This window comes from Bradyrhizobium cytisi, assembly GCF_008123515.1.
Classification (GTDB): Bacteria; Pseudomonadota; Alphaproteobacteria; order Rhizobiales; family Xanthobacteraceae; genus Bradyrhizobium; species Bradyrhizobium cytisi.
The window spans coordinates 335,002-350,137 of sequence record NZ_VSSR01000042.1; the positions used below are offsets into that span (position 1 = coordinate 335,002).

Genomic DNA, 15,136 nt, shown 5'->3' on the forward strand with positions numbered 1-15,136 from the left:
GCTTCCCCTGTTTCCACAAGGATCGTCCGAATGTTCATTACCCCTGCGTATGCCCAGGCCGCGGGCGCCGGTGACACCAACAGCATGTTGATGTCGCTGCTGCCGTTCGCCCTGATCTTCGTGATCATGTACTTCCTGATTCTGCGCCCGCAGCAGAAGAAGGTGAAGGACCACGCCGAGCTCGTGAAGAACATCCGCCGCGGCGACACCGTCGTGACCTCGGGCGGCCTGGTCGGCAAGGTCACCAAGGTGGTCGATGACGACCAGATCGAGTTCGAGATTTCCGACGGCGTGCGCGTGCGCCAGATGCGATCGATGATCTCGGGCGTGCGCGCCAAGGGCGAGCCGGCCAAGGACAGCGCGAAGGAAAGCGCCAAGGACGACGCCGCGGCGAAGTAAGCGCTTCCGCGAGTCTCTCAAATCTCCTGATCTGACAGGTCCAGTCGATGTTGTATTTCACGCGGTGGAGGGCGCTCGGGATTATCCTGACAGCGCTGATCGTGTGCCTCTGCGCGGTCCCGAACTTCTTCCCCGAAGCGCAGGTCAAGACCTGGCCCGCCTGGGCGCAGCGCCGGCTCGTGCTCGGCCTCGACCTTCAGGGCGGCTCCTATCTGCTGCTCGAGGTCGATGGCAATTACGTCAAGAAGGAAAAGCTCGACCAGGTCCGCGACGACGTCCGCCGCGCGCTGCGCGAGGCGAAGATCGGCTATACCGGCCTCGTGACCCGCGGCGACACGGTCGAGGTCCGGGTCAAGGATACCGATCTCCAGGCCGCGCTGACCAAGCTGCGTGACCTCTCGCAACCGATCGGCGGACTGCTCGGGTCGAGCACCCAGCGCGACCTCGACATATCCGATGCCGGCGGCGGGTTGATCCGTCTGGCGCTGTCGCAGCCTGCCATGGTCGAGCGCATGCGCAAGACCATCGAGCAGTCGATCCAGATCGTCGAACGCCGCGTCAACGAGCTCGGCACCGTCGAGCCGGTGATCCAGCGTCAGGGCAACGACCGCATTCTGGTGCAGGTCCCGGGCCTTCAGGACCCGACGCATCTGAAAGAGCTGCTCGGCAAGACCGCCAAGATGGAATTCCGCATGGTCGACACCTCGGTGCCGCCGGACCAGGCGCAGCGCGGTGGAGTGCCGCCGGATTCTGAGCTGCTGATGAGCCAGAACTCGCCGAAGGTGCCTTACGTCGTCAAGAAGCAGGTGCTGGTCTCGGGCGCCGAGCTCACCGATGCGCAGCCCGGATTTGACCAGCGCACCAATGAGCCGATCGTCTCCTTCCGCTTCAACTCCACTGGCGCCCGCAAATTCGCGCAGGCCACGCAGGAGAACGTGGGTCTACCGTTCGCGATCGTGCTCGACAACGAGGTGATCTCGGCACCTGTGATCCGCGAGCCCATCACGGGCGGGCAGGGGCAGATCTCGGGCAGCTTCACGGTCCAGGCTGCCAACGATCTTGCGATCCTGATGCGCGCCGGCGCGCTGCCGGCGCCGCTCACGGTGGTCGAAGAGCGCACCGTCGGTCCGGGCCTCGGCCAGGATTCGATCGAGAAGGGCGAGCTTGCGGCCTATGTCGGCTCGATCATGGTCATCGTGTTCATGCTGCTGACCTACCGGCTGTTCGGCGTATTCGCCAACATCGCGGTGGCCATCAACGTCGCCATGATCTTCGGCCTCTTGTCGCTGCTCAACGCCACGCTGACGCTGCCCGGCATCGCCGGCATCGTGCTCACCGTCGGCATCGCGGTCGATAGCAACGTGCTGATCTACGAGCGCATCCGTGAGGAGCTGCGCAGCGGCCGCAACGCGATCTCGGCGATCGACGCCGGTTTCAAGCGGGCTCTCGCGACCATCCTCGATTCCAACATCACCACCTTCATTGCTGCCGCGGTGCTATTCTATATCGGTACCGGCCCGGTGCGCGGCTTCGCCGTGACGCTCGGCATCGGCATCATCACCACGGTGTTCACCGCCTTCACGCTGACCCGGCTGATCGTCGCCGGGTGGGTGCGGTGGAAGCGGCCGCAGAGCGTGCCGATCTAGGAGCCTGACCGTGACTCACATTGTTCTCATCGGGCTCGGCATCCTCATTGCTGTCCTCACCGTGGTCTCGGTGTTCGGCCTGCTGCCGTCGCTGCGCATCGTCCCTGACGATACGCATTTCGACTTCACGCGCTTCCGTCGCATCAGCTTCCCGATCTCGGCGGCGCTGTCGATTGTCGCCATCACGCTGTTCTTCACCCATGGCCTGAATTTCGGCATCGACTTCCGCGGCGGCACGCTGCTGGAGGTGCGGGCCAAGTCCGGCACCGCCGACATCGCGGCGATGCGCACGACACTGGATGGCTTGCGCCTGGGCGAAGTCCAGATCCAGCAAATCGGCGGTCCCGCGGACGTCCTGATCCGTGTCGCGGAGCAGCCGGGCGGCGACGCCGCGCAGCAGGAAGCCGTGCAGAAAGTCCGCACGGCGCTAGGCGATTTCTTTGAATATCGCCGCGTCGAAGTGGTCGGCCCGCGCGTCTCCGGCGAGTTGCTGGCCTTCGGTATGCTGGGCCTGATGCTCGCAATCGTGTCGATCCTGATCTACCTCTGGTTCCGGTTCGAATGGCAGTTCGCGCTCGGCGCCATGATCGCCAACGTGCACGACATCGTGCTGACCATCGGCTTCATGTCGATCAGCCAGGTCGACTTCGATCTCACCAGCATCGCGGCGCTTCTGACCATTCTCGGTTATTCGCTCAACGACACCGTCGTCATCTATGACCGCATCCGCGAAATGCTGCGGCGCTACAAGAAGATGCCGATGCCGCAGCTGCTCAACGAGTCCATCAACTCGACGCTGTCGCGCTCGATTATCACCCACTTCACGGTGACGCTGGCATTGCTGGCGCTGCTGCTGTTCGGCGGTCATGCCATCCACAGCTTCACGGCCGTCATGATGTTCGGCGTGGTGCTGGTGGGCACCTACACCTCGATCTTTATCGCAGCCCCGATCCTGATCTATCTCGGCGTCGGCGAGCATCGCGAAGACGCAGTCGAAGTGACTACGCCGGCGAAGAAAAGCAAGGCGTGATCCGAACCGCAGGCCCTCGCATGAGTTTGCGAGGGCAGTCAGCCCATTCGGACGAAGCTCATGGCCGGCGATCCCAACGCTCCCCATTTCCCACGCTCGGCGCCGATCGAGGCCTATGGCAAGGGCGGTTTTGCCTTTGCCGGCATGTCGCATCGGGGTTCGCTGCTGTGCCTGCCTGACGCGATCTGGGCCTGGGACGTGACCGATCCCGCCAGGATCGACCGTTATTCGCTGGATCGGGTTTTTGCGGCCGCCAACAGCATCGACACGCTTCTGGTCGGGACCGGAACCGGCGTCTGGCTGCCGCCGCCGGAGCTGCGCCAGGCGCTGAAGGCGGTGAGGGTGGTGCTGGACACCATGCAAACCGGGCCGGCCGTGCGCACCTATAACATCATGATCGGCGAACGGCGCCGCGTCGCGGCTGCGCTGATTGCCGTACCATGAGCCGCGCTATGACGCCGCCGGACGCCGTGACATTTTGCGCCGACCTCGTGCGCAGCCACGACTTTCCACGCTATGCCGCGACCCTGTTTGCGCCCGCCGCCGAACGTCGGGCGCTGCTGGCGCTCTACGCCTTCAATGTCGAGATCGTCCGCGTCCGCGATCAGGTGAGCCAGCCCTTGCCCGGCGAAATCCGCTTTCAATGGTGGACCGATCTGTTCTCGGGCCTCGTTCACGGCAGCGCCGAGGGCAATCCGGTGGCGGCCGAGCTGTTGCGCGCGATCCGCGATTTTGACCTGCCGGTCGAGCCGTTGTCGCTGCTCGTCAACGAGCATCAGTTCGATCTCTACAACGATCCGATGCCGACCATGACAGCGCTTGAAGGCTATCTGGCGGCGACGTCTTCGGCCTTGTTCGCGCTCGCGGCGCGGATCTTGGGCGAAGCTTCGGATGCGAGCGAGCACCTCGCGCGGCACGCCGGGTTGGCGCAGGGCATCGCGCAGGTGATCGCGAACCTCCCGCGGGACTCGGCCCATCGGCAATTGTTCCTGCCGCAGCAATTCCTGACCGGCCATGGCTGTGGCATCGAGGACGTGTTCGCCGGCAAGCAGACGCCGCATCTGAATGCCGTGCTGGATCAGCTCATGGACGAAGCACGGCAGCATCTGGCGACGGCCTCATCCCTGCTGGCGCAGGTGCCGCCGTCGGCGCGGGCGGCATTCCTGCCGCTAAGCCAGGCGCGGTCCGATCTCGATCGCCTGTCTCGGCCGGGGCGCAATCCCTTCGCGCCGCAGCCGGCGTCGCGGTTGCGCACGTTGTGGACGCTGTGGCGGGCTTCACGATCCCGAGAATTTACCAAATAGCGGTTGGCTTATCGCCCGAGACGGCCGAATGCTCTATGCTGTCCCATGGCTGAATTGTCCCAAACTGCAGTCCCCGATCTGAGCGGCATTCCGGTCGCACCTGGCGACATTCGAGCCGCCGCTGAGACCATCCGCGGTGCCGTCGTCGAGACGCCCTGCAGCTACAGCCGGACGCTGAGCAACATTTACGGCTGCGAGCTCTGGCTCAAATTCGAGAACCTCCAGTTCACATCGTCGTTCAAGGAGCGTGGCGCACTGAACCGGCTCACGGCGCTGACGCCGGAGGAGCGGGCGCGCGGCGTCGTCGCCATGTCGGCGGGCAACCACGCGCAGGGTGTCGCCTATCATGCCAAGCGGCTCGGCATTCCCGCCACGATCGTCATGCCGGTGGGCACGCCGATGGTGAAGGTCGAGAACACCAGGCATCATGGTGCCGAGGTGGTCGTCACCGGCGCGACGCTGGAGGAGGCGGCTGCGTTTGCGCGAAGTCACGGTGAAGCCCGCGGCATGATCTTCGTCCACCCCTACGACGATCCGCTGGTCATTGCGGGGCAGGGCACGGTCGGGCTGGAGATGCTCCAGGCGGTGCCGGAGCTTGATACGCTGGTCGTCCCGATCGGCGGCGGTGGCCTGATCAGCGGCATCGCCATTGCGGCGAAATCGATCAAGCCGTCGCTGCGGATTCTCGGCGTCGAGGCATGGCTCTATCCCTCGATGTACAATGCCGTCCATGGCGGCAATCTGCCGGCCCGCGGCGATACGCTCGCCGAAGGCATCGCGGTCAAATCGCCGGGCAAGATCACGACTGAAATCGTCCGCAGACTGGTCGACGACATCGCGCTCGTCAACGAAGCCGAACTCGAGCGTGCAGTCGCAACCCTGATCTCGATCGAGAAGACGGTCGTCGAGGGCGCCGGCGCCGCGGGCCTTGCGGCGATCATGTCCGATCCCACGCGCTTCGCCGGCGAGAAAGTTGGTCTGGTCCTGAGCGGCGGCAACATCGACACAAGGCTGATCGCCTCGGTGCTGACGCGCGAACTCGCGCGTGAGGGACGGCTGACGCAGCTCTCGCTCGATATTCCTGACAGGCCGGGCCAGCTGGCCGCGGTCGCCGCGCTGCTGGCGGAGGCCGGCGCCAACATCATCGAAGTCTCGCACCAGCGAACCTTCTCGGACCTGCCGGCCAAGGCCACGCTGCTGCAACTCGTCATCGAGACCCGCGACAGCGCACATCTCGACGAGGTCATGGCCAAGCTCGGCGCATCCGGACTGAGCGCGCGCTGCACCTGAGCCCCTCTATCGCGGCGCCAGACCCGCGAGGTGGGCGATCAGCCGATCGATCTCGGCTTCCGTATTGTAGTAGTGCGGAGACGCGCGCACGACCACCGGCAGCGCGCGGACTTCGGCGTCGATGCGAGTGCTCGACGGATGCGAGGCGCCGATGGTGATGCCGGCCGCGGCGGCGCTGCGGACGATCGCGTCCGCCTCATGCCCCTCCATCGTGAAGCTGACGATCGCGCCCGGCGCATCGCCGAGGTCGCGAACGGTGATGCCGCTGATTGCGCCGAGGCCATTGCGGAGACGGCCCGCCAGCAGGCGGCAGCGCTGCTCGATCGGGCCGAGGCCGATCGCCAAGGCGTAATCGACGGCGGCGCCGAGGCCGAGCCGGGCCGTGTAATTGTTCTCCCAGGTCTCGAACCGGCGGGCATCGTCGCGGAGCTGATAGTGCTCCCGCGAGACCCAGGGCGCCGCAAAGTGGTCGATCATCGGCGGTTCAAGCTGTTGCAGTACCGGCTTGCGGACGTAAAGGAAGCCGGTACCGCGCGGCCCGCGCAGGAATTTGCGCCCCGTGGCCGACAGCATGTCGCAACCGATCGCTTCGACGTCGACCTGCATCTGGCCGACCGCCTGGCAGGCATCGAGCAGATAAGGAATGCCGCGTGCGCGCGCGATTCTGCCGATGGCTGCGGCGGGATTGACCAGCCCGCCATTGGTCGGAACCCAGGTGATGGCGATCAGCTTCACGCGGTCGTCGATCATGCGTTCGAGCGCCTCGATGTCGAGCTCGCCGGTCGCGTCGCTCGGCACGACATCGATGACCGCGCCTGTGCGCTTGGCGACCTGCAGGAATGCGACATAATTGGCGGCGTATTCCGCCTCGGCGGTCAGGATCCGGTCGCCGGCGCGAAACGGCAAGGCATAGAACGCCATCTGCCAGGCGACTGTCGCGTTCTCCATGAACGCGATCTCTTCCGGAGAGGCATTCAGCAGTCGCGCCACCGAGCCGTAGACCGCATCAAGTCGCTCGGACTCGCGGTCCGCGGCGGCATAGCCTCCGATCTCGCTCTCGAGATCGATATGCTGCTTCATCGCTGTGACAACCGCCGTCGGCATCAGCGCCGCGCCGGCATTGTGGAGATAGGCGAGCCGGGAGGCGGCAGGTGTATCGGCTCGTATTCGCTCGATGTCGATCATCTGCACCCCCACGTCTTGCGATCTCTGCGCTTGAAATAGGCGCGCCTGAGAACGCGAGCAAGATGGCGGGTCGCGAAGCCAGGCTTGGCCTCAGATGCAGAGGCCCAGCAGCTTGATATGGCAGTTGCTGGATTTGGGCTTGCTGGCGGACGTAACCTCGCGTTTCACGGCCACCAGCGGCTCGCGGTCCTTTCTGCCTTTGCCCGGCTTCGGCTCGTAGTCGCCGGCGATCACCATGGCCCAATAGGTGCGCTTACCGCTGGCGTTCTTCGCGCTGGCGATCCCGACACGGGAGGCGTTGTGCAGCAGCAGGTTCTTGCGGTGCCCGGAGGAATCGATCCACTGTCCGAGCGTCTTTTCGAAATTGTCGTAGCCATAGGCAATATTCTCGGCGGCGCGGCCCGCTCTCGATGGCGCGACGCGCTTGTTGAACGGGCCGAGGGCGTCGTGGCTGAGATCATCCTTCGCCGCCATCGCACGGGCTTGGTCTATAGCAATGCGGTCGAGGGTTGTGTCGCGTACGACGCGACCCTCACCGTGCTTCAGCCGGAAGCTGGAGATCTGTTCGGCAGGGGACTCCGCGGCCATCACGGGCGCGGCCGCCAGCAGCACGAGACCTGCGATCAGCAGGGCCGCGCGGCGCCTCATGGTCCCCCAGCGATTCATCGTTCCCCAAGTCAGCGTGATCCCCGGCTTCTCCACCGGCATTGTGGACGCTTCAAGGCGCGCCGCACCTCGTCGTCTAACTGGTGGGCAGGTCCGCCTCGAAATTGAACCGATCCCGCAGGTTCTTGCGCTGCTCCAGGATGTCCTTGAGGAAGGCGCGGTCCTGATCGTTCTTCATCATCGGCTCGATCAGGTCGAGCTGGTTCATGGCGACCAGTTGCAGGATCTCGGTGCGCGGCTTGCCGCTGGTGTCACGCGGAAGCGCGTGCACAACCTGGATGTGTTCCGGCGGCTTTGGCCCCTTGGCGGCAGTGAGTTCGTTGCGGAGCTGTCCTTCAAGCGCAGCCTGATCCGCCTCCACGAACGCATAGAGCCCCACGCCCGAGCGGCGGTCGGCAAAGGCGACGATGGCGGCGTCACGGACAGCGGGGTTTTGGCGGATCAACTCGGCCAGCACCGGTGCGTCGTTGACGAGGCGACGGCCGCCGCCCTCGCGGTCGGTGAAGTTGAACAGGCCGCGGGTGATCGCGCGGTAGACCTTCTTTCCGGTGGCAAGCCACAGGCTCGCGGCGAACGATTTCTTCGCGAGAATCTTTCGCTCGCGCGGCGTCAGCGCCTCGGGCGCGTAGGAGCGCTTGTGCTTGAGCAGATGCCGGAGGTCTTCGTAGGCGAGGATGCGATAGAGCCGGCCGCGCCGGTTGAAGCAGGCCGCAAGCTGGAAGTCGGTCACATAGGCGCGGCCGTCGCGGCCGACCAGCCAGTTCTGTTCCTTGGCGAGATCGTTGTGGCAGATCCCGGCGCGGCGCAGCCTTCGCAGCGCTACCTTGGCCGAGCGGAAATAGGCGAGATCGCCATGGGGTTTTGCCAGATGCAGCGCGACGCCGTCGACGAAGCCGCGCGCAAGAGCGCGGCGGCCGGCCCAGAGCAATTCAGGGCCAACATTGAGGCCTTTGGCGAGCGCCAGCGCGTGCTTCTCGCGCGCGAAAAGATGACGCGCCAGCAGGAACGACCACCACGGCACCTCGTCGAGCCGGCGCAGCACGGCGTCAACTTCGCCGCTGTCGCCACGGAAGCGGCCGCGCTCGACGGTCGAGAACACGTCGCGCTTGAGCAGCACGCCCTCGGTCCAGCGCGCCGAGAGCACCGCGGCGTCATCTTTGGGAAGATTCATTGAAAACTCACGCCGCGACGGCAATGCGCAAATGATCGGCGATCCAGCGATCGAGATCGGCAAGCGCCAGAGCGCTCATCGCCTGCTTCTTGGCCACCGTCTTCTCGTTGCCGCGCAGCCGGGTGCCGTCGGGCTTCTTCGTCGGCGCGGTCGCGAGCGGCGGGAACAGGCCGAAATTGATGTTCATCGGCTGGAACGAGCGGGTGCCCGGCTCGATGGTCTCGATATGGCCGCCGGTGATGTGGCCGAGCAGGGATCCGAGTGCCGTCGTGCCCGGCGGGCTCGCCAGTGTTTCGCCGCGCACGTCGGCTGCCGCATAGAGGCCGGCGATCAGGCCGACGCTGGCGGATTCCACATAGCCTTCGCAGCCCGTCATCTGGCCGGCAAAACGCAACCGCGGCTGCACGCGCAGGCGCAACTGGCTGTCGAGCAGCTTTGGCGAGTTGAGAAAGGTGTTGCGATGCAAGCCGCCGAGACGAGCGAACTCGGCCTTCTCCAGCCCGGGAATGGTGCGGAAGATGCGCTGCTGCTCGCCATACTTCAGCTTCGTCTGGAAGCCGACGATATTGTAGAGCGTGCCGAGCTTGTTGTCCTGGCGCAGCTGCACGATCGCGTAGGCCTTGGTCATGGGATCGTGCGGGTTGGTGAGGCCGACCGGCTTCATCGGGCCGTGGCGTAGCGTCTCGGGGCCGCGCTCCGCCATCACCTCGATCGGCAGGCAGCCGTCGAAATAGGGCGTGTTGGTCTCCCACTCCTTGAACTCGGTCTTCTCGCCTGCGATCAGCGCGGCAACGAAGCCGTCATACTGCTCCTTGGTCATGGGGCAGTTGATGTAGTCGGCGCCGTTGCCGCCGGGGCCGACCTTGTCGTAGCGCGACTGGAACCAGGCCACCGACATGTCGATGGATTCGCGGTGCACGATCGGCGCGATCGCGTCGAAGAAGGCGAGCGCGTTCTCGTCGGTCAGCTCGCGGATGGCATCGGCCAGCGGCGCGGAGGTAAGGGGACCGGTCGCGACGATGACGTTGCTCCAATCGGCCGGCGGCAGACCTTTGACCTCGCCGCGGGCGATCTCGATAAGCGGATGGTCGTTGAGTGCCGTGGTGACGGCCGCAGAGAAGCCGTCACGATCTACCGCCAGCGCGCCTCCGGCGGGCACCTGGTTGGCGTCGGCCGCGCGCATGATCAGCGAGTCGAGCCGGCGCATCTCGGCATGGAGCAGGCCGACTGCGTTGTTGGCGGCATCGTCCGAGCGGAATGAATTGGAGCAGACGAGCTCGGCGAGCCCGTCAGTGCGGTGCGCCTCGGTCATGCGATCGGGCCGCATCTCGTGCAGTACCACGGGCACGCCTGATTTCGCCACCTGCCAGGCCGCTTCGGAACCGGCAAGGCCAGCGCCGATGACGTGCACAATATTGGATAGGGGTCCTGTCATGGGGCGGACAGGTAGCGCTTTTCGGCGGTCAGTGGAATCGCCGAGATCGAGTTTTCTGCCACTGGATGCGACAACGCCCGCACGAGGCGGGCGCTATCGGTTGGTCCGGTGAAGGGCTGAACGATATCAGCCCTGATACTGACCGGCGGCAACGCGCGGGATGTCCGAGCGATCGAGACCGATGTCGGCCAGTTCGCGATCGCTGAGCTGGGACAGCTCGGCAACATTGCGCTGATAGTCCCGGAAAGCCTGGATCATGCGGATGAGCGAGAGCAGCATTGGTAGTCTCCTGTAGTTCGATTCAGCCCTTGCCCGGGCGTCGTCGTTGAAATGAATATAGGTGAGGGTGGTGCACTGCGAAAGTTCCGATGTTGCGATGCAGCTAAGCGAAGAACGCATGGCATCGGTAAGAGACGCTTAACCTGTCGGCAGTCCCGCCCGCCAGCTAGGCGAAAATCCTCGCATGATACAACAAACGTCCGTGAATTCACGGGTTTATAGCAATTTGTGCGGTTCCGACAGTGATGGAAATAAGTTGCGTTTCCGCGGCCATCAAGGGCGATACGCCAGCTTGTAGACCCAAGTTTCCCATGCGCGATTCGCATGAATCAGGAATCTATAGAAATGAACCTATAATCAAAATATCGTTGAAGCCTGGTGATTTGAGAAAGGGCGCGCCGCAACGATTCTCTAGTCTTCTGGGGCGGGACCCGCGTCGCCGCCTCGCCGACTGAAGTGACCGCGCCTCCCTCGTTGATGCGGTGCACACACGCCGCGCGTGCAGATCCGGATTACAAAGTTGTAATGAAAATCAGAAATTTCGCATACAGCTCTGCGCAGCGCGCAATATCACGCAATTCTCGCGGGGAATTTATTGCGGCAAGTTGCCGCGTCGGCAGCAAAGTCATGTTGCAGATTCCGGCAATGTCGCTGGGTCTGTCCCAAGAACAAGAGAAGGAAAGTAACATCATGACGAAGTTACTCGGGGTTATCGCAATTGCCGCCGTGGCATTCGCCGTCGCGCCGGCCCAGGCCGCCAAGCACAGCATGGGCGGCTGCAGCGGGGCCAATCTGGAAAAGACGGAGACCGCGATCGAGGCCATGCCCGACGGCGACGGTAAGTTCGTCGCCGAGAAGGAGATCACGGCAGCGCAGGACTCCATGCTCAATGGAAAAATGGGTGCGTGCGGCATGCACCTGAACAAGGCGATGCAAGCCACCATGGGCAAGTAAGCGGGTAGGTAAACGCAAACCCAAGAGAGGGCCGGTCGCAGGGCGATCGGCCCTACGCGTTTTGTGTCCGGACGTGTGCTTTAGGGTGCGTGGGCGAGCTGGGTGGCAAAATAGGCCACCGTCTTGGAATAGACCTCGCTCTTGTTCCACTGCTGGAGCACCGCGAAGTTCGGGCTGCCCGGCTGCCAATCCTTACCCTTCTGCCAGCCATAGCCCGCAAGGTAGTTCGCCGTGGAGGCGAGCACGTCGGGGGCGTTGTGCAACAGGTCGCGCTTGCCGTTGCCGTCGAAATCGACCGCGTATTTCATCCAGGATGACGGCATGAACTGGGTCTGGCCGAGCTCGCCGGCCCAGGCGCCTTTCATGTCGGCCGGCGCGAGATCGCCGCGCTGGACGATACGCAGCGCGTCCATCAGCTCGCCGCGAAACTGCTCGGCGCGTCGGCAATCGTAGGCCAGAGTTGCCAGCGAGCGGATCGTCGCGAACTTGCCGGTGTTGACGCCGAAATCGGTCTCGAGGCCCCAGATCGCGACCAGGATCTCGCCCGGCACGCCATAGGTCTGCTCGATGCGCGACAGCACCGAGCCGTATTGCTTCATCATGTTGGAGCCGCGCGTCATCCGCGGCGGCACCATGCGACCGGAAAACTCTTCGAAGGTCTGGGTGAAGACCTTTTGCGATTTGTCACGGTTCAGCACGCTCTGGTCCAGCGTCACGCCGGCAAGCCCGGCGGCGATCGCCTGCTGTGAGATGCCTTTGGCCGCGGCCTCGGTTTTGAAATCCGCAAGCCAGGCGTCGAAATTGCCCGAGCCGCAGGCGACCGCAGAGAGTGCGGGTTCGGCGGACAGGACTGACGCGGAGAGGGCGAGGGCTGCGAGAGCGAGACGAGAAATCGTCAGGGTCATTCGAGTAAATTGATTCCGTGAAGTGGCATGACCGGCGGCGGCAATCTCGGTTGTAACCGCGGCCAAAGCAAGGCGCACGACATCAACCGATCCCGCCCGGGGTCCCCGCGGCGGGATCGGTTGTAACAACATCGCCAGGCGCAAGATCGTCAGACTTCAGCCCTATTTCCTATTCCGCCACGGGAAGAGATTGGCGGGGAAATCGGCCGCCGGCTTGCGCGGACGCTGCGGCGGAGGCGGCACCGGCCGTGCACCGGGCTCGGAGACGATGACCTTGCGGTAGAGATGCCAGGTGGCGTGGCCGAGCAGGGGAATGACGACGGCGAGCCCGAGGAATGCGGGGATCGTTCCGAGCGCCAGCAGCACCGCCACGATCAAGCCCCAGGCCGCCATCGGCACCGGGTTTTTGGCGACGACGCGCAGCGAGGTCACCATCGCGTCCAGAGCGCCGGCATGTCGGTCGAGCATCAGCGGGAATGAGACGGCGCTGATGCAGAGCGCGGCGAGCGCGAACAGGAAGCCCGTGCCGCAGCCGACCACGATCAGCCACCAGCCCGGTGATGTCGTCAGCACGCGCGTCACGAAATCCGAGATTCCGGTCACGCCCTCATAGCCGAATGCAGCAACATAGATCGCCTGTGCGGTCGCGACCCAGGTCACGAACAGCGCGAGCAGCAGCGTGCCGAGGCCGAGCATGGCGCCGAAGGAGGGCGAGCGCAGCACCTCCATCGCATCCCAGGCGCTGGCCTCTTCATAGCGTTCGCGACGGCTCGATAGCTCATAGAGGCCAAGTGCTGCGAACGGGCCGATCAGGGCGAAGCCCGCGGCCAGCGGAAACAGCAGCGGTATCACCGAATGGCCCATTGCGACGCGTGCGATCACGAGGCCGAGCACCGGATAGATCACGCAGAGGATAATGGCGTGGCTCGGAACGGCCTTGAAATCTTCCCAGCCGCGCTTGAGCGCATCGTGCAGGTCGGAAAGTTGGATGGTTCGGATCACTGGTCCAGCCGCGTCTGCGGTCTGGCCCCTCCTAGGGACATTGCCCTGATAGGCTGTGGCCATGGTCCGCTTGCTCCCTTGCCATGCAGCCGAATTCGGCGCCGGCAACGGCGCAAGCGGCCGCTTTTCTGAGTTTCGCGAGTCCAACCCGACGCGAATTCCGGATGGCATCGCGAGCTGAGCGAGAAGCGTACGCCGATTTCCGAGTCCTGTCCCTCACGCTTGGGTGAGATTCGTTGCCGCAGTGCAACCTCAATGATGTCATCCGGTCGTCATTTCGCCGCAGATAAGCTCATGCTGTTTGTGGTTCGCGGAACTTCGCGGGCGCAGCGACGTAACTTCATCTATAAGTGGCCATTCAGGGCCTTCCAACGGAATCCTATTCGGGGAGCAGACATGAGCATTTTCGGGAAAATCATGGGCGCAATTTTCGGCAGCCATCCGGCTTCCGCTGCGCCCGCCGGCGGCGCACCCGCGGGCAGCACGCCTGCTGGGGCCGCGCCGGGCGGATCGGCGCCAGCGTCTGCGCCGGCTGCCGCGCCTGCGGCAACGGTGGATGTCGCTGCGATCGTCGACGCGGCCGTCGCCGCGCACAAGGGCGAGAAGCTGGAATGGCGCACCTCGATCGTCGACCTCATGAAAGCGCTCGACGTCGATTCGAGCCTTGCTGCGCGCAAGGATCTCGCCAAGGAGCTCGGCTACAGCGGCGACATGAACGACTCCGCCAGCATGAACGTCTGGCTGCACAAGCAGGTGATGTCCAAGCTCGCCGCCAATGGCGGCAAGTTGCCGCCTGAAATCAAGCACTGACCGACGGGCGTCGGTCGACGCGAGGGGACCCGTGATCTCGCGGGCCCTTTTGCGTTCAGGCAACGAGATCTGCATCCTCCGGATGCTTGTCGAGATAATCGACGACGAAACCGCAGCCCGCGATCACCTTCCTGCCGTCGCGGCGGATCAGGTCGAGCGCGCCCTTGATCAGCTCGGAGGCAATGCCGCGGCCGCGCAGCGCGCGCGGCGTCTCGGTGTGTGTGATGATCACAGCCGACGGCGTCTGCCGGTAATTGGCGAAGGCAAGCTCGCTGCCGACATCGAGTTCGAAGCGGCTCCCGTCCTTGTTGTCGCGTACCGATGCCGCCATGCCTGATCCTTCCGAAGCGGTGTTTGTTCCCTGATCTAGGCGCCTGACCCCTCCCTTGCCAAGGCGCAACCAAGCGCCGAGGGCGGTCCCGCGTGGAAGACTGTGTCGGGCTGACCAGCACTATTCCCTAACGCCAGCCTCGCTCGCGCGCAAAAAATGCTGGTCCGTCTTGCAATCGTGCATCGGTTCCCCACGTCTTCCCACAGGACATACGCCCGAGTGCGGCCGGCATGGTCGCTAGACATTCGGAGTGTCATGGTCGCCAGCCGCTGACGTGTGCCTCTTTTGTAGGAGGGTACGATGTCGGACTTTGGTTTCTTGAATACTCATCGAACATGGGAAGACTGGTGCGGGATGCTGCTCGGCGCGCTGATCGTCGCGTCGCCGTGGTTTCCCATCCAGGATCGCTCGGGGATCGTCGGACACGAGACGATGGTCCTGAATACGGTCGCAGTCGGCCTGGTCATATTTGGCCTCAGCCAGCTCGAATATGTCGCCTTGCAGCGCTGGCAGGAGGTGGCGACGATCGTGGTCGGGCTATGGCTCATCGTCTCGCCCTTGGTGGTCGGCTATTCCGGCGAAGGTTTTCTTCGGGTCTACCACACGAGTCTCGGCGCGGTGGCGGTGGTCCTCGGCGTGCTCCAGTTGTGGCAGGACTGGGATCTGAGTGACCAGGATATGCTGAAGCATGGGCAGTAGGCTGTGGATTTTCGGCGGGCCCGTCGTGCG

The 15,136-nt window shown here is 64.3% G+C and carries 17 protein-coding genes; 9 read left to right on the plus strand and 8 right to left on the minus strand.

Annotated features, from left to right (window positions below):
* Positions 1 to 30: 30 nt before the first annotated feature.
* Genes yajC through FXB38_RS26055 form a run of 6 tightly spaced genes read left to right on the plus strand, consistent with a single transcriptional unit; the run spans position 31 to position 5,669 of the window.
* Positions 31 to 399, plus strand: a complete 369-nt coding sequence (yajC, locus tag FXB38_RS26030; protein WP_148753779.1) for a preprotein translocase subunit YajC — start codon at positions 31 to 33, stop codon at positions 397 to 399.
* Positions 400 to 446: 47 nt separating this feature from the next.
* Positions 447 to 2,045 (plus strand): protein translocase subunit SecD, encoded by a 1,599-nt coding sequence (gene secD / locus FXB38_RS26035; RefSeq protein WP_148753780.1) that lies wholly within the window; start codon positions 447 to 449, stop codon positions 2,043 to 2,045.
* Positions 2,046 to 2,055: 10 nt separating this feature from the next.
* Complete coding sequence (secF, locus tag FXB38_RS26040; RefSeq protein WP_148753781.1) at positions 2,056 to 3,075, plus strand: protein translocase subunit SecF; 1,020 nt, start codon at positions 2,056 to 2,058, stop codon at positions 3,073 to 3,075.
* A gap of 60 nt (positions 3,076 to 3,135) precedes the next feature.
* Positions 3,136 to 3,519, plus strand: a complete 384-nt coding sequence (locus FXB38_RS26045) for an Mth938-like domain-containing protein (RefSeq protein WP_148753782.1) — start codon at positions 3,136 to 3,138, stop codon at positions 3,517 to 3,519.
* Entirely contained in the window at positions 3,516 to 4,379 is an 864-nt protein-coding gene (locus FXB38_RS26050) for a phytoene/squalene synthase family protein (protein WP_148753783.1), read from the plus strand. Before FXB38_RS26045 ends, FXB38_RS26050 begins: the two co-directional genes overlap by 4 nt.
* A 45-nt stretch (positions 4,380 to 4,424) precedes the next feature.
* On the plus strand, positions 4,425 to 5,669 hold the full coding sequence (locus tag FXB38_RS26055; RefSeq protein WP_148753784.1) for a threonine ammonia-lyase: 1,245 nt from the start codon (positions 4,425 to 4,427) through the stop codon (positions 5,667 to 5,669).
* A gap of 6 nt (positions 5,670 to 5,675) precedes the next feature.
* Here FXB38_RS26055 and FXB38_RS26060 read toward each other — a convergent pair whose 3' ends face one another.
* The 5 genes from FXB38_RS26060 to FXB38_RS26080 all read right to left on the minus strand — a co-directional run bounded on the left by FXB38_RS26060 (position 5,676) and on the right by FXB38_RS26080 (position 10,405).
* Positions 5,676 to 6,854 carry an aminotransferase class V-fold PLP-dependent enzyme gene (locus FXB38_RS26060; protein ID WP_148753785.1) on the minus strand — a complete coding sequence of 393 codons (1,179 nt, stop codon included), beginning with the start codon at positions 6,852 to 6,854 and terminating at the stop codon, positions 5,676 to 5,678.
* 90 nt (positions 6,855 to 6,944) lie between these two features.
* Positions 6,945 to 7,502, minus strand: coding sequence for a CAP domain-containing protein (locus tag FXB38_RS26065; protein ID WP_187435148.1), 558 nt, complete (start codon positions 7,500 to 7,502; stop codon positions 6,945 to 6,947).
* A 94-nt stretch (positions 7,503 to 7,596) separates the two neighbouring features.
* Positions 7,597 to 8,691, minus strand: a complete 1,095-nt coding sequence (locus FXB38_RS26070) for an AMP-binding enzyme (protein ID WP_187435149.1) — start codon at positions 8,689 to 8,691, stop codon at positions 7,597 to 7,599.
* Between the two features lie 7 nt (positions 8,692 to 8,698).
* Positions 8,699 to 10,126 carry a methylenetetrahydrofolate--tRNA-(uracil(54)-C(5))-methyltransferase (FADH(2)-oxidizing) TrmFO gene (gene trmFO / locus FXB38_RS26075; RefSeq protein WP_148753787.1) on the minus strand — a complete coding sequence of 476 codons (1,428 nt, stop codon included), beginning with the start codon at positions 10,124 to 10,126 and terminating at the stop codon, positions 8,699 to 8,701.
* A 126-nt stretch (positions 10,127 to 10,252) separates the two neighbouring features.
* Positions 10,253 to 10,405, minus strand: coding sequence for a DUF1127 domain-containing protein (locus FXB38_RS26080; RefSeq protein WP_007590701.1), 153 nt, complete (start codon positions 10,403 to 10,405; stop codon positions 10,253 to 10,255).
* A 627-nt stretch (positions 10,406 to 11,032) separates the two neighbouring features.
* Between FXB38_RS26080 and FXB38_RS26085 the strand changes: the two genes are divergently transcribed.
* Positions 11,033 to 11,359: a hypothetical protein gene (locus FXB38_RS26085; RefSeq protein ID WP_187435156.1), complete on the plus strand. Its 327-nt coding sequence runs from the start codon at positions 11,033 to 11,035 to the stop codon at positions 11,357 to 11,359.
* Between the two features lie 80 nt (positions 11,360 to 11,439).
* Here the strand turns inward: FXB38_RS26085 and FXB38_RS26090 are convergent, their stop codons facing one another.
* On the minus strand, positions 11,440 to 12,264 hold the full coding sequence (locus tag FXB38_RS26090) for a lytic murein transglycosylase (protein ID WP_148753789.1): 825 nt from the start codon (positions 12,262 to 12,264) through the stop codon (positions 11,440 to 11,442).
* A gap of 162 nt (positions 12,265 to 12,426) precedes the next feature.
* Positions 12,427 to 13,329 carry a DUF2189 domain-containing protein gene (locus tag FXB38_RS26095; protein WP_148753790.1) on the minus strand — a complete coding sequence of 301 codons (903 nt, stop codon included), beginning with the start codon at positions 13,327 to 13,329 and terminating at the stop codon, positions 12,427 to 12,429.
* A gap of 333 nt (positions 13,330 to 13,662) precedes the next feature.
* Between FXB38_RS26095 and FXB38_RS26100 the strand changes: the two genes are divergently transcribed.
* Positions 13,663 to 14,076 carry a DUF3597 domain-containing protein gene (locus FXB38_RS26100; RefSeq protein ID WP_148753791.1) on the plus strand — a complete coding sequence of 138 codons (414 nt, stop codon included), beginning with the start codon at positions 13,663 to 13,665 and terminating at the stop codon, positions 14,074 to 14,076.
* A gap of 55 nt (positions 14,077 to 14,131) precedes the next feature.
* Here FXB38_RS26100 and FXB38_RS26105 read toward each other — a convergent pair whose 3' ends face one another.
* Positions 14,132 to 14,407, minus strand: a complete 276-nt coding sequence (locus FXB38_RS26105; RefSeq protein WP_148753792.1) for a GNAT family N-acetyltransferase — start codon at positions 14,405 to 14,407, stop codon at positions 14,132 to 14,134.
* 300 nt (positions 14,408 to 14,707) lie between these two features.
* On the opposite strand from FXB38_RS26105, the gene FXB38_RS26110 reads away from it, so the two are divergent.
* Positions 14,708 to 15,106, plus strand: coding sequence for an SPW repeat protein (locus tag FXB38_RS26110; RefSeq protein WP_148753793.1), 399 nt, complete (start codon positions 14,708 to 14,710; stop codon positions 15,104 to 15,106).
* Positions 15,107 to 15,136: the final 30 nt, after the last annotated feature.